The organism is Pseudarthrobacter sulfonivorans (genome assembly GCF_024391045.1).
GTDB lineage: Bacteria > Actinomycetota > Actinomycetes > Actinomycetales > Micrococcaceae > Arthrobacter > Arthrobacter sulfonivorans_B.
Genome location: NZ_JANFCZ010000006.1, coordinates 119,497 through 133,107, shown reverse-complemented (window position 1 = coordinate 133,107; position 13,611 = coordinate 119,497). Strand labels below are relative to the sequence as shown.

Here is a 13,611-nt window from a genome sequence, read left to right as displayed (position 1 = left end):
CTACAGGTTACCGAGCCGGTCCCGAAGCTTGGCGAAGACCCCGCCGCTGGCCGTCAGCTTGCCCTCGGTGAACTGCTCACCGCGCAACTTTGCCAGCTGCCGCAGGAGGTCCTCCTGGGCAGGGTCGAGCTTCGAGGGCGTCTCCACCTGCAAATGGACCAGGAGGTCACCGCGGCCATAGCCGCGAAGGTGGGTCACGCCCAAGCCGCGCAGGGTGATGACCTCGCCGGACTGGGTCCCGGCCTTAACGTCAATTTCCTGCATCCCGTCGAAGGTGTCCAGGGACACTTCGGTCCCGAGGGCAGCCGCAGTCATCGGAATGTGGAGCGTCGCGTGCAGGTCATCGCCGTCCCGGACATAGGTGGGATCGTTGTTGACCCGGATCTCCACGTAGAGGTCGCCGGACGGTCCGCCGGCCGGGCCGGCCTCGCCCTGCCCGGACAACTGGATCCGGGTCCCCGTGGCAACGCCGGCGGGCACCTTGATGGTCAGCGACCGGCGGCTGCGGATGCGGCCCTGTCCGCTGCACTCATTGCAGGGATCCTTGATGACAGTGCCGAAGCCTTCGCAACTGCCGCAGGGGGCCGCCGTCATGACCTGGCCCAGGATGGAGCGCACGGCCCGCTGGACCTGGCCGCTGCCGCCGCAGATGTCGCAGCGCACAGGGTGACTGCCTTCCCGGCAGCATGACCCGTTGCAGGTGGGGCAGGTAACAGCAGTGTCCACCTCAAGCTTGCGGTTGACACCGAACACGGCGTCGCGGAGTTCGATCCGGACGCTGATGAGGGCGTCCTGGCCGCGGCGGACCCGGGACGCGGGACCTGACGATCCGCCGGCGCCAAAGAAGGTATCGAAAATGTCCTGGAAGGCGAAGCCCTGGCCGGCATAGCTGCCGCCGCCGAAGCCGTTGTCGGTGCCGTTCTCGTTGCCGGTGGTGTCATAGACACGCCGCTTCTGGGGGTCCGAAAGAACCTCGTAGGCGTGGGTCACGGCCTTGAAGCGGTCCGACGCATCGTCCCCGGGGTTGACGTCCGGGTGAAGGGTGCGGGCCAGCTTGCGGTAGGCCTTCTTGATCTCTTCCCCGGTGGCTTCCGGCGAGACTCCGAGGACGTCGTAGTGGCTGCTCAAAGTTCGTATCTCTTCCCTGTTTGTACTGCCGGCAGCCAGGCTGCCGGGACTGCATCTTCGTGCCTGGACCGGCTGTTACGGACCCAGAATTCTTGACAGATAACGCGCGACTGCCCGGACGGCGGCCATGGTGGTGGGGTAGTCCATCCGGGTGGGACCCAGGACGCCGACTTTGGCCGTGCTGTCCGGTCCGTAGGCTGTTGCCACCACGGAAGCTTCAGCCAGCCCGTCGTAGGGGTTTTCCCGGCCGATGCTCACCGTCACCCCGCGAGGGTCCTGGGCCATCTCGCTGAGCAGGCGCAGCAGGACCACCTGTTCCTCCAGGGCCTCAAGCACCGGACCGATGCTAAGGGGGAAATCCACGTTGGACCTGGCCAGGTTCGCGGTCCCGGCCATAACCATGCGGTCCTCGCGGCTGCTGTGGGCGAGCGTTTCCAGGCCGTGGGCCAAGGCCTGGGCAGCTGCCCGCTGGCCGGGTGCGACAGAGAAGACCACGGCCGGCAGTGACTGCGCCAGGCGGCTTAGCGGCGTGCCCGCCAGTGCCCCAAGGAAGTGCGTCCGCAGGGCTGCGATGGCGTCCTCCCCCAGGTCCTGGCCGACGTCGATCACCCGCTGTTCGACTTTGCCCGTCGTGGCGATCAGGACCAACAGGACCTGCCGTGGCGCCAGGAGGACAAATTCGATGTGGCGGATGGTGGCCCGGCTGAGGTGCGGATACTGCACCACCGCGACCTGGTTGGTCAGCTGTGAGAGCAGCCTGACGGTCCTGTCCAGGACGTCGTCGAGGTCATCGGACCCCTCCAGCAGAGACTGGATGGCCTTGCGTTCCGCGGGGGAAAGCGGTTTGACTGCCGAAATCTGGTCGACAAACAGCCGGTATCCCTTGTCCGTGGGGATCCTGCCTGCGCTGGTGTGCGGTGCCGTGATCAGGCCCTCGTCCTCCAGGGCAGCCATGTCATTGCGGATGGTTGCGCTGGACACGCCAAGGTGGTGGCGTTCAACCAGGGCTTTGGAACCCACAGGCTCACGGGAGTGCACATAGTCCTCCACGATGGCACGCAGTACTTCCAGTTTGCGCGGCTCGCTCACACTCCACCTCCATCCATGGCTGCCCCTTTTCATCACGGCAGGGGTCGCAGCTCATTAGCACTCGACATGCCTAAGTGCTAACAGTCTAATATGACTCACCCCGTTGTTAGCATTGGTACCGCTCCGGGCGAACATTTCGGGGCACGGTCTAGCGCGAGGCGGAAACAATCCATGCAATACCAGAACTGGGGTCCGCAGGAGATCACCGCGCCCGTCCGGAACGAACTCCCGGAGGTTCCGGTGGAGCGGGACATGGTCCTGGAAGATGCCCAGTCCGGCTGGGTGGGGGCGGTGACCCGGGTGGAGAAGTCCGGCGGCATGCATGTGGTTGCGCTCGAGGACCGGCGGGGCAAGTCACGTTCCTTCAAGCTGGGATACGGGTTCCTCCTGGAGGGCCAGCCCATCAGGCTCATGCCCCCGGCCCCCCGGCAGAGCCCGGCGGCGCCTGCCGGCCGGACAGCATCGGGTTCCGTCCGTGTAGCGGGCCAGCGCGCCCAGGTGGCCAAGGCAAGCAGGATCTGGGTGGAGGGAAAGCACGACGCCGAACTCGTCGAAAAGGTGTGGGGTGACGATCTCCGGGTGGAGGGCATCGTCGTCGAGCCCCTGCACGGCATCGATGACCTGGCCGGGGCGGTGGCCGCCTTTGGTCCCGGACCCGGCCGTCGGCTGGGGATCCTCGTGGACCACCTGGTGCCGGACTCCAAAGAATGGCGGATCGCTGCCGGTGTGATGGCCTCCCCCGGTGCCGCCGGCAACGTGCTCATTGTGGGTCACCCCTATGTCGACGTGTGGCAGGCCATCCGCCCGGCAGTCCTGGGCATCGAACAGTGGCCCGTGGTGCCTCGCGGGCAGGACTGGAAGACAGGGATCCTCGCGGCCTTTGGCTGGCCGCACGCCACCAAGGAGGACATTGGACTCGGCTGGCAGAAGCTGCTTGGTGCGGTGCGCAGCTACGCGGACCTGGAAGCGTCGCTGCTTGGGCGGGTGGAGGAAGTCATCGACTTCCTGACGGCGCCCTGACTCCGCCTGCCCCGGAACGGCCCGGTGGCGGCCCCGACCGCATCTTTTCCCGCACGAACCAGTATTCTTGGTACTGCAGAGGCTGTTGTCGTACCAGGCCAACAGGCTCCAAACCAGCACCATTGCACTTTCGAAGGAAGAAACCGTGGCACAAAACGCACGCGAGCACCGGGACGACCAGGGCCGTTCCGAGTATCAGGGCGTTCCCGCAAATGCGCTGCCCTTGACGGCCAGCGAAGACCGGCAATGGGCAACGCTCGCCCACTTTGGCGGGATCCTGGGCTGCGTGCCGTCGCTGCTGATCTACCTGATCTTCCGGGAGCGCGGACCGTTCACGGCGCAGGAGTCCAAGGAAGCCCTGAACTTCAGCCTTCCGCCCACCATCGCGGCGCTCGTGGCCAACCTCCTGGTTTTCATTCCGGTGGTCGGAAACATCTTCGCCGTCATCGCCACCCTGATCTGGATCGCGCTGACCTGTTTCTCAGTGTCGGCCGGCATCCACGTCAACAAGGGCCAGCCGCACCGCTACCAGTACAACCTGCGCTGGATCAAGTAACCCACAGCACAGCAACGCGGGGTCATTCCTCGCCCGATATGACGCGATTATCGGGCAGGGAGTGACCCCGCGTTGCCATTGGAGGGCGTGCTGTTTGGAGGGGGTGCTGTTGGAGGGGTTAGTCCGGGAGGATCCTGCGGACCACGGCGTCTGCCAACAGGCGGCCCTTGAGGGTCAGGACCAGCCGGCCTTTGACCGCAGCGGGCGCGTCCACCAGCCCTTCGGCCATAAGCCCCGCCACCGCACGGCGCCCCGAGGCAGCCAGCGTGGCGATGGGCAGCCCGGAGACGAGCCGCGCCTCAAGCATCACGCGCTCCATGTCCCGCGTTTCGGCGTCGAGCGTTTCCCGGCCGGCGGCGGGTGACAGTCCCTGCGCGAGGCGCCCCGCGTAGGCGGTGGGGTGCTTGACGTTCCACCAGCGCACGCCGCCCGCATGGGAATGCGCACCGGGCCCGATGCCCCACCAGTCGTCGCCGTGCCAGTACGCGAGGTTGTGCCTGCAGGCCTGCTCCGGTGTCCGGGACCAGTTGCTTACCTCGTACCAGCTGAGCCCGGCTTCGCCAATCAGCTGGTCGGCGAGTTCGTACTTGTCGGCGTGGTCGTCGTCGTCGATGCCAGGGACCTCGCCGCGCCGGATTTGGGCGGCCAGCTTGGTGCCGTCCTCCACAATCAGGGCGTAGGCGCTGATATGGTCCGGCTCGTAGGACAGGGCGGTCTCGAGGGAGTAACGCCAATCGTCCAGCGACTCCCCCGGCGTCCCATAGATGAGGTCGAGACTCACGCCCAGTCCGGCCTCGCGCGCCCACTGGACCACCTGAGGCACGCGGCTGGGCGTGTGGGTGCGGTCCAGGACTTTCAGGACGTGCGGGACAGCCGACTGCATGCCGAAAGACACGCGCGTGAAGCCGGCGCCCTTTAGCACCGCCAGCGACTCGGGTGTGACGGAGTCCGGGTTCGCTTCGGTGGTGACCTCAGCGCCTTCCTCCAGGCCCCAGACGTCGACGGCGGCACCCAGGATCCGCGCGAGATCTTCGGCGGGAAGCAGCGTGGGCGTGCCGCCGCCGAAAAAGACCGTGCTCATGGTACGGGCAGGAAGGCCCGACGCCGTGAGAACCCGCCCGGCAAGCCTGACTTCCGAGATGGCTGTGTCCGCGTAGGCGTCCTGGGAGGCCCCGCCGCCCAGTTCGGTGGCGGTGTACGTGTTGAAGTCGCAGTACCCGCAGCGCACCGCGCAGAACGGGATGTGCACATACAGCCCGAAGGCCCGGTGCTCGGCACCGTCTTTTGCCTGTGCAGGCAGCAGACCGTCCGACGGCGCCGGGTCGCCAAGGGGAAGAACGCTGGGCATCAGCGGGTCCCCCGCTGCGCGGTGGTCACTTCTTTTTGGCCTTGTCCTTTGATTCGTCGGTGGTGAGGGCGGCGATGAACGCTTCCTGAGGAACCTCCACCGTGCCCACCATCTTCATGCGCTTCTTGCCTTCCTTCTGCTTTTCCAGAAGTTTGCGCTTACGGGAGATGTCACCGCCGTAGCACTTCGCCAGCACGTCCTTGCGGATGGCGCGGATGCTTTCGCGGGCGATGATGCGTGAACCGATGGCGGCCTGGATGGGCACTTCGAACTGCTGGCGCGGAATGAGTTCGCGCAGCTTGGTGGTCATCATCACGCCGTAGGCGTAGGCCTTGTCGCGGTGGGTGATGGCGGAGAACGCATCCACCTGTTCGCCCTGGAGCATGATGTCCACCTTGACCAGGTCGGCCACCTGTTCGCCGTCGGCCTTCCAGTCCAGTGACCCGTAACCGCGGGTCTTGGACTTGAGGATGTCGAAGAAGTCAAAGACGATCTCCGCCAGCGGGAGCCGGTAGCGGATTTCCACACGGTCCTCGGACAGGTAATCCATGCCGCCCATGACGCCGCGCCGGCTCTGGCAGAGCTCCATGATGGCGCCGACGAACTCATTGGGCGCCAGGATGGTGGCGGCCACCATCGGTTCGCGGACCTCGGCGATCTTGCCGGAAGGGTATTCACTGGGGTTGGTCACGTGGACCACCTTTTTGTCCTCCAGCGTGACCTCGTACTCCACGTTGGGGGCAGTGGAGATGAGATCCAGGTTGTACTCACGCTCGAGGCGTTCGCGGGTGATTTCCAGGTGCAGGAGGCCAAGGAAGCCCACCCGGAAGCCGAAGCCCAGCGCAGCAGATGTTTCCGGTTCGTACACCAGGGCAGCGTCGTTCAGCATCAGCTTTTCCAGCGCGTCGCGGAGCACCGGGTAATCCGTGCCGTCCAGCGGATACAGGCCGGAGAACACCATGGGTTTGGCGTCGGCGTAGCCCGGGAGGGAGTCAGCGGCCGGCTTGGCCATGTTGGTGACCGTATCGCCCACCTTGGAGAGGCGCACGTCCTTCACCCCGGTGATGAGGTAGCCCACCTCGCCCACGCCGAGGCCCTTGGAAGGGGTGGGTTCCGGTGAGCTGACGCCGATTTCGAGGAGTTCGTGGGTGGCCCGGGTGGACATCATCTGGATGCGTTCCCGGGGGTGCAGCATTCCGTCAACCACTCGGACGTAGGTGACGACGCCGCGGTAGGTGTCGTAGACCGAATCGAAAATCATGGCGCGCGCCGGAGCGTCCGGATCGCCCACGGGGGCGGGCAGATCGCGAACAATCTTGTCCAGCAGCGCTTCGACGCCCATGCCCGTTTTTCCGGAAACACGGAGGACGTCTTCGGGGTCACCGCCGATCAGGCTGGCGAGCTCTGCAGCGTACCTCTCCGGCTGGGCGGCCGGAAGGTCAATCTTGTTCAGGACCGGAATGATGGTGAGGTTGTTCTCCATCGCCAGGTAGAGGTTGGCGAGGGTCTGCGCCTCAATCCCCTGCGCCGCGTCCACGAGCAGGACTGCGCCTTCGCAGGCTGCCAGCGAGCGGGAGACCTCATAGGTGAAGTCCACGTGGCCGGGGGTGTCGATCATGTTCAAGGCGTAGCTGCTGCCATCGAGCTCCCAGGGCATGCGAACGGCCTGGGACTTGATGGTGATGCCGCGCTCGCGTTCGATGTCCATGCGATCCAGATACTGGGCCTTCATATCGCGTGGCTGAACCACCCCGGTCAGCTGCAGCATCCGGTCCGCCAAGGTGGACTTACCGTGGTCAATGTGCGCGATGATGCAGAAATTCCGAATGATGGCCGGATCTGTCGCGGCAGGCACCGGGGCGGTGCGGGCCATGGGAGACACGCAGGGTCCTTACTGTTGGCAGGGTCGCGGACGCCGCCAGGACGCGCTGAAGGCACCCTGCGGACGCGCCGCACATTTTGAACCTCCAGTGTCCCACGTCCTGCGGCATCACACCGCATCCGGACCCAAGTGGCGGCACCGGCCAGCGATAGTGTTTCCCCATGCCTATCAACTTCCGTTCGCTGGCCAACGCCATCCGCACATCCGTCAAAGTGCTGCAAAAGCTCCGGTCCGGACCGGCCGCGCCAGTGCCGGGACGGGCCGTGCCGGGACGGGCCGTGCCGGGCAAGGCCGCACCGGGCGGCCGCCAACCGTCGCCCGCTGCCGCCACCGGCTATCCCGGGGATTTCCAGGGCGTCTCAGTCATCCGCTATGCCCCGCAGCCCGACGGCAGCCCCGATCCGGGTGAGATCGTGTGGGCCTGGGTTCCGTATGAAGAGGACCACTCGCAGGGCAAAGACCGTCCTGTCCTGCTAATAGGCCACAACGGGGGTTATTTGCTGGGCCTGATGCTGACGAGCGTGGACCACGACCAGCCAGGCCACCGCTCCGGAGACTATGTGGACATCGGCACCGGAGCCTGGGACCGTCAGCGGCGGCCCAGCGAAGCGAACCTCGGCCGGATCCTGCAGCTCTCCCCTGACAGCATCCGCCGTGAAGGCGCGGTGCTGGACCGCAATCGCTTCGATCTGGTGTCTGACGGACTTCGCAGACGACACGGCTGGAAGTAGCCTGCCAAAATGGTCAACCACCAGGGGTTCTGCTATTCTTTATAGCTGTGTGTCCGTGCAGGTCGACGGCCACTGATGGTTGGCCGCCATAGGTATCCCCACGCCGCTCAGTCAATGGCCAATCTGAAAGCCCTCTAGACCATTTCCGCATTAAAAAGAGAGTTCACACGTGGCTAATATCAAGTCCCAGAAGAAGCGCATCCTCACCAACGAGAAGGCACGCCTGCGCAACAACGCAGTTAAGTCTGAGCTGAAGACGGCCATCCGCGCCGTCAACACCGCCGTTGAGTCCACTGACAAGGATGCAGCTACTGCTGCCCTGGTTGCTGCCAGCCGCAAGCTGGACAAGGCTGTCAGCAAGGGTGTTCTGCACAAGAACAACGCAGCGAACCGCAAGTCGGCGATCTCCAAGAAGGTCAACGCACTGTAAGGTTTCCAGTTCACTTGAACTGATGATTGAGGCCGGCTTCCGAAGGAAGCCGGCCTCAACTCTTTAACTTCACCTGGCGCTTGGCGCTTGGCGCACGGGTAATTCACTTGGCGCACCGGTAACTCAACCTGGCGCGCGGGCTGTCGGAAACGACCGGCTGTTGCCGTATGGACCTGCCGGGGCCTCTACTTGGGCCTCCGAGGCTGGCCCTCCCGGCACTGTCCTCCCGGCCGGCCTTCCGGCAAAGGTTTGCCAGGTTCAGTGGCCCTGCGCGGACGTGGCGATGACCGTCACTGCGTGTTCAACGGCATAGACCGGATCACGCGATAGCCCCTTCACCTGCGCGTCGGCCTCCGCGGTGGCCTGGATGGCGCGGACCAGACCGTCCGGGGTCCAGCGGCGGACATCCCGCTGTGCCTGCTCCACCAGCCAGGGCTGCATGCCCAATTCCCGGGCTATCTGGGCGGAGGATCCCCGGGCACCGGCCACTTTGGCCAACGAACGGAGTTTCGCTGCCAGCGCGGCGACCAACGGAACCGGATCGGCTCCGGTGGCCAGGGCGTGGCGGAGTGTGGAGAGTGCCAGGGGGCCGTTACCGGCCATGGCGGCGTCGGCAACCTTGAACGCCGTAGCTTCAATCCTGCCGCCGTAGTAGCGGTCCACCAGTTCCGGAGTCACGGCCCCGGTGGCGTCCGCCATCAATTGGCTGCAGGCTGCAGCCAACTCCGAGAGGTTGGCGCCGACGGCGTTGACCAGCGTCTGCACCCCGTCGGAAGTGATCTTCCGGCCCGCGGCCCGGAATTCTGCCGTTACGAATGCAGACTTGTCCGCGTCCTTCTTCAGCGGTTGGCAGTCAACCACCGGCCACCCTCCTGCCTTGACCGCATCAAGGAGTTTCTTGCCGCGGACTCCGCCGGCATGCCGCAGGACGAGGACCGCGTCCGGTTCAGGATGGGACAGATACGCGAGGGCGTCCGCGAGGAAGGCATCGTTCATGCTCTCGACGCCTTCAGCTTCGATCAGCTTGTGTTCGCCAAAGAGGGACGGGCTGACATTCATGGCGAGGGTCCCGGCTTCGTAGCTGCCGGCTGCCAGGCGGCTCACCTCAACATCCGGATATGCTGCCCTCACCTGTGCGCGGATGCGGTCCATGGCGCGGATGCCCAGGTATTCCTCGGGTCCGCCCACCAGGACGACTCCGGCAGGGTTTACGTCCCGCCAGGAGACAACATTCGACGCCGTTGTCCTGGATTTTGTGCTTTGGGCTGCGGCCATGGTGGGTTCCTCCCGGAAATTCTGGTGCAGTGTCTAAGCCTGCCATGGGGAATCCCGGCCTCCAAGCCGCCGTGGCCGGAACCTGGTGGGATGTGCGGTGCGTCGCGTTGGCAGGGCGCTCCGAAAGGTGCGGGCGTGTGGGGCGCGCCGGGTGCGCGGGATGGGCGGGGTGCCCGCGGAGTGATGGAGCCGAGGGGGCGGCAGGAAAGGCTTTCTTGACGCCCTGAGGCACCCGTCTGCGGAAGCCAGCAGCAAAACGGTCCGGGCGTGGAGCCCGAGGATGAGTCTCATGGCGTGGCGCGGGCGGACTGCTCCCCAGACCACGGCGAGAGTTAGCGCGGACAGCAGCACCATCGTCAGGAGACCGAACGGGCCTTCCGGCCACGGCAAGGTGGCTCCCGGCAGTCCCGCCGCCGTCCGGGCAGTAGCGGCCACACCTGCACTGAATGTTCCCGCGACCGCGATCAGGGCGGAGGCCAGCCAAGGCACCAGTGGCACCAACGGCACGGCAGCGGTGCCCAGCAAGGTCACCGGTGCCACCAGGGGCGCGGCCGCTATGTTCGCCGGCAGGGAGTATGTGGAAAACTGCGGCTGCAGCAGCACGATGACCGGGCCGCAAAGGAGTTGAGCGGAGAGCGGCACAGCCACGGCCGCCGCAGCCCAGCGTGGAATGACCGCCGGTGTCCATTCCATCATGCGGGGGCCCAGGACAATGATCCCGAGAGTGGCAAGGACTGAGAGCAGGAAGCCGAAGCTGGTGGCAAGTCCGGGATCGAGCAACAGCAGGCCCATGACGGCGAGGCAGAGGAAGCTGAGTCCGCGCCCCGTCCGGCCGGCGGCCAGCGAGGCAAGGGCAATCGAACCCATCAGCGCTGCCCGCAGCACACTGGCATCGGGGCCAACGAGCACCACAAACAGTCCCAGGCCGGCCAGGGCCAGGGCCGCCGCCGCGGGCCTGGGGAGTCGCAGGCTGCGGGCCGCTACCAGCAGGGCGCCGAGGACCAGGCTGCAATTGGCACCGCTAACGGCAGTCAAATGGGTCATGCCAACGGTCTTCATGGCTGTAGTGAGCCCCGGGTCCAGTGCGGAGGTATCGCCGGTGACCATGCCGGGTAGGAGACCGCTGGGATCGGATGCCAGGAACGCTGCTGCGGCAACGTATTGGCTCCGCAACTCCCTTGCCACCATCTGCCAGACCGCGCCTGTCATGGCGGCAGCACCAGCCCCTGCGTCGGCGTCAGCACCGGCCCCTGCACCGACCGCAGCACCACCTCCGGCTCCGGTATCCCCGGAAACGCCGCCGGGTGCCATCGATGCTCCGAGGATGGCTGCTTCCTCTTGGCCCTGTTCAGGGGGCCGCAGCTTGCCGGCAGTTCGCACCATTTGTCCCGGGACCATCTTGTCCCAGCCCTGGCCGCCCATGACCACGATGTCGGCCCTGGTATGGATGACGTTGCCGCTGGCAGTGACGTGCTCCGTCCGCGCCGGTACCGACCAGCGTTCGGGCGGCCCCGCCTGGCCCGGGAGCGAAAGGCCCCGCGGGGAGCCCGTGATTTCCAGAACGGCTACCACCGACTTGCCGGCTGCAACCGCTTCCACGAACGGTCCGTCGTGGCGCTGTGCCGAAGAGACTGCCGCGTGTGCCGCCGCGGCGGCCGCCATCATCAGGGCCATGGCCGTGGTGGTCCAGAAGCTTTTGTGGCGGGCCCGCAACGTCCTGGTGCGCCCAGCCTGGGCCAGGAGCAGGACCGCGAGGACGACCAATCCCGTGCACAGCAAAGCAAGCGTTGCCGGTTCAAGCCAGACTCCGGCCAACGCCGCGCCCCAGACAAGCAATGCGGGAAGCCCCAGCCGGACGTCGGTGCGTCGTCGGGGTGTATCCGTGGCTGCCGCCACCGGGTCCGTGCCGCGTAGCTTCTTCCTCGCCTGATCTGTCAGCCTGCCGGCCGCCCGGCGAACCGCCGGGCGAAGGGCGGCGGTGTCGGAGGATCGCCTGCCGGCGTAAGAGCTTTGCCTTCCGGCCTCGGCGGCCCGCCATCGCGAGTCGCCGGCCGCTGCCGTTCTGGATTCCTGCGTGGGCTCGCTCTGGCCCTGACGGGACGTACCGCGCACAGCCGGTCCTTGGACTGCTGAATCGACAAAACGGCTCCACGGGCTCTGCTTCGCCATGTCAGATTCCCACCCGCGGGAGGAGTGTTTCGAGCATTTTGGGCCCAACACCATCCACGGCGTCGAGCTCCTCGACGGACTTGAACGGCCCGTGTTCCTTGCGCCAGTCCACGATCCGCTGCGCCAGCACCGGACCCACTTTCGGCAGCGCCTCCAGTTCTTCAACACTGGCCGTGTTGAGATTGACCTTTCCACCGCCGTCAGCCCCGGTAGCGCCGGCAGCGCCAGCGCTTCCGGGGCCGGGATCCTGCCCCGCTGCGGCGCCGCCAGGCCCTTCCACGGGGAGGCTTTCCCCCGGAACGGGTACATACAGTTTCTGTCCGTCGGCGAGGACCGCGGCAAGGTTCAGCCGGTTGAGGTCCGCGGCGGGCATGGCACCCCCGGCCTCGGCGATAGCCTGGTGGACGCGGCTGCCGGCCGGTAGCTGCACCACTCCCGGCACCGCGACCGCCCCCGCGACGTGGATGATGACCGTACCGGCCGGAGGGTTCTGTAGTGGCACACCAGCAGGCCCTGCACGGTCCGACCCCGGCCCAGGCCCCGGGTTCCCGCCATCATCAGCTGGCCCGCTTTGTTGGGGCGAGAAATCGCTGAGCGGGACCACTTCCGGTTGCCCTGCTGCAACCTGTATCCAGAACCAGGCGCCGCCCAGCACGGCCATGACGGCAATGAGCAGTGCCACGGGTGTGCCCACCCGCCATCTCAGTGCCGGACCTGCTGTTCCCGTGCCGGGTGTGTCCGTGCCGCCGGATGGAAGGGCACCATCCGTGGGGCCCGGATGCGCACCGCCGGAATATTCGAAGGCTTTCCCCTCGCTGTCGGTCAGAAGCCCGGCCCCGTCTCCCAAAGAAGCTTGCAGCCGCTCCCGGGCATGCCGCGCCGATTGGCGTGCTTCAGCGTCCCGGCGTGACATGGTTCCAACGCTAGGGATTCAACAGCCTAGGTGACAGCCCAGGCCTCTTCTATGTGGAAAGCGGCCCGGGATCCGCGGGAGGCGGCGCACTTTCCCCGACGATGACGGCCAGCACGCCCAGTCCCGCGTGGGCGGCCAGGACGGCGGGCAATGAACTGATCTGGGCCGGCGGAATGCCGGTCAGCTCCGCGGCCAGCCTGGCGGCCAGCCCTTCCGCCTCGGTCGGATTCCCGAAATGGTGAACGGCCAGGCGGGCGAGGCCGTCGGGGCGGGACTTGGCGTCGGCTGCGGCGATCTCCTCCAACCGGGCTATGGCCTTGGCTGCAGACCTGACCTTTTCCAACGGAACGATCCTCCCGGCGTCGACCGCCAGGATGGGTTTGATGGCGAACATTGTCCCCAGCAGTGAGGCGGCAGCGCCGATCCGTCCGCCCCGGCGCAGCTGTTCCAAGCTGGGCACGTAGAAGTAGACCCTGGTCCGTGCCAGCTGGCCGGTCGCGGCGCTCCTCACCGCGGCTGCCCCCAGTCCGGCGGCCGCCGCCGCTACCGCGCTCTGGACACCCATCCCCAGCGCCATGCCCACGGTGCCGGAGTCCACAACCTCCACCGGGATTTTCACGCGTCCCGCGGCAAGCCGGGCGGCGTCGGCGGTGCCGGAGAGGCCGCCGGAAAGGTGGATGCTGACAACCGATTCATATCCGCCGCGCTCGGCTGAAAGGAAGGCCTGTTCAAACTGGCCAGGTGACGGACGGGAGGTCTTGACGGACTTTCCGCCCGCAAGTGCCAGCGCAATGGTTTCAGTGATGTCGTCCTCGCCCTCGCCGTAGATCTCCTCGCCCACCATCACGGGCATCGGGATCACTGTCAGGAGTCCGTGGGCTGCACAGGATGCCACCCACTCGGCGGGCAGTGCGGACGCGGAGTCTGTTACCACTGCGGTGCGGACGACGGCGGCAGGCACCTCCGTGGGCGCCAGCGGACGTCCCGCGGGGCGGAGGGCAGCGATACGCTGCCGGAGCCAAAGCCAGGCTGCGGCGTCACGGTCGGGCAAGCTGGCCTCCTGGCGTCAG

12 protein-coding genes are annotated in these 13,611 nt (G+C 66.5%); 4 read left to right on the top strand and 8 right to left on the bottom strand.

The genetic code is table 11. The features are described from left to right. Together dnaJ and hrcA are read right to left on the bottom strand one after the other, a co-directional pair. Positions 1-1,128, bottom strand: a complete 1,128-nt coding sequence (gene dnaJ / locus NQJ30_RS06205; RefSeq protein WP_255768963.1) for a molecular chaperone DnaJ — start codon at positions 1,126-1,128, stop codon at positions 1-3. Positions 1,129-1,203: 75 nt separating this feature from the next. Then, complete coding sequence (gene hrcA, locus NQJ30_RS06200; protein ID WP_255768962.1) at positions 1,204-2,217, bottom strand: heat-inducible transcriptional repressor HrcA; 1,014 nt, start codon at positions 2,215-2,217, stop codon at positions 1,204-1,206. Between the two features lie 171 nt (positions 2,218-2,388). On the opposite strand from hrcA, the gene NQJ30_RS06195 reads away from it, so the two are divergent. Beyond that, positions 2,389-3,237 carry a DUF3097 domain-containing protein gene (locus NQJ30_RS06195; RefSeq protein ID WP_255768961.1) on the top strand — a complete coding sequence of 283 codons (849 nt, stop codon included), beginning with the start codon at positions 2,389-2,391 and terminating at the stop codon, positions 3,235-3,237. 145 nt (positions 3,238-3,382) lie between these two features. Beyond that, positions 3,383-3,793 (top strand): DUF4870 domain-containing protein, encoded by a 411-nt coding sequence (locus NQJ30_RS06190; RefSeq protein ID WP_255768960.1) that lies wholly within the window; start codon positions 3,383-3,385, stop codon positions 3,791-3,793. Positions 3,794-3,911: 118 nt separating this feature from the next. On the opposite strand, the gene hemW is transcribed toward NQJ30_RS06190, so the two are convergent. Then, positions 3,912-5,141: a radical SAM family heme chaperone HemW gene (hemW, locus tag NQJ30_RS06185; protein ID WP_255768959.1), complete on the bottom strand. Its 1,230-nt coding sequence runs from the start codon at positions 5,139-5,141 to the stop codon at positions 3,912-3,914. 25 nt (positions 5,142-5,166) lie between these two features. Further along, on the bottom strand, positions 5,167-7,023 hold the full coding sequence (gene lepA / locus NQJ30_RS06180) for a translation elongation factor 4 (protein WP_255768958.1): 1,857 nt from the start codon (positions 7,021-7,023) through the stop codon (positions 5,167-5,169). 161 nt (positions 7,024-7,184) lie between these two features. On the opposite strand from lepA, the gene NQJ30_RS06175 reads away from it, so the two are divergent. Both NQJ30_RS06175 and rpsT read left to right on the top strand, forming a co-directional pair. Then, positions 7,185-7,754 carry a type II toxin-antitoxin system PemK/MazF family toxin gene (locus tag NQJ30_RS06175; RefSeq protein WP_255768957.1) on the top strand — a complete coding sequence of 190 codons (570 nt, stop codon included), beginning with the start codon at positions 7,185-7,187 and terminating at the stop codon, positions 7,752-7,754. Between the two features lie 169 nt (positions 7,755-7,923). Further along, a complete protein-coding gene (gene rpsT, locus NQJ30_RS06170; protein ID WP_255768956.1) occupies positions 7,924-8,184 on the top strand; it encodes a 30S ribosomal protein S20 in 261 nt (86 codons plus the stop codon). Positions 8,185-8,442: 258 nt separating this feature from the next. Here the strand turns inward: rpsT and holA are convergent, their stop codons facing one another. Genes holA through NQJ30_RS06150 form a run of 4 tightly spaced genes read right to left on the bottom strand, consistent with a single transcriptional unit; the run spans position 8,443 to position 13,592 of the window. After that, positions 8,443-9,459: a DNA polymerase III subunit delta gene (gene holA, locus NQJ30_RS06165; protein WP_255768955.1), complete on the bottom strand. Its 1,017-nt coding sequence runs from the start codon at positions 9,457-9,459 to the stop codon at positions 8,443-8,445. Positions 9,460-9,492: 33 nt separating this feature from the next. Then, positions 9,493-11,628: a ComEC/Rec2 family competence protein gene (locus NQJ30_RS06160; protein ID WP_255768954.1), complete on the bottom strand. Its 2,136-nt coding sequence runs from the start codon at positions 11,626-11,628 to the stop codon at positions 9,493-9,495. A 1-nt stretch (position 11,629) separates the two neighbouring features. Then, entirely contained in the window at positions 11,630-12,541 is a 912-nt protein-coding gene (locus tag NQJ30_RS06155; RefSeq protein WP_255768953.1) for a ComEA family DNA-binding protein, read from the bottom strand. Between the two features lie 49 nt (positions 12,542-12,590). Then, positions 12,591-13,592 carry a DegV family protein gene (locus NQJ30_RS06150; protein WP_255768952.1) on the bottom strand — a complete coding sequence of 334 codons (1,002 nt, stop codon included), beginning with the start codon at positions 13,590-13,592 and terminating at the stop codon, positions 12,591-12,593. Positions 13,593-13,611: the final 19 nt, after the last annotated feature.

Coding starts and splice junctions, on each gene's coding strand:
- NQJ30_RS06155 (WP_255768953.1), bottom strand. CDS start 12,541: ATGTCACGCCGGGACGCTGAAGCACGCCAATCGGCGCGGCATGCCCGG.
- NQJ30_RS06195 (WP_255768961.1), top strand. CDS start 2,389: ATGCAATACCAGAACTGGGGTCCGCAGGAGATCACCGCGCCCGTCCGG.
- NQJ30_RS06175 (WP_255768957.1), top strand. CDS start 7,185: ATGCCTATCAACTTCCGTTCGCTGGCCAACGCCATCCGCACATCCGTC.
- NQJ30_RS06160 (WP_255768954.1), bottom strand. CDS start 11,628: ATGGCGAAGCAGAGCCCGTGGAGCCGTTTTGTCGATTCAGCAGTCCAA.
- hemW (WP_255768959.1), bottom strand. CDS start 5,141: ATGCCCAGCGTTCTTCCCCTTGGCGACCCGGCGCCGTCGGACGGTCTG.
- holA (WP_255768955.1), bottom strand. CDS start 9,459: ATGGCCGCAGCCCAAAGCACAAAATCCAGGACAACGGCGTCGAATGTT.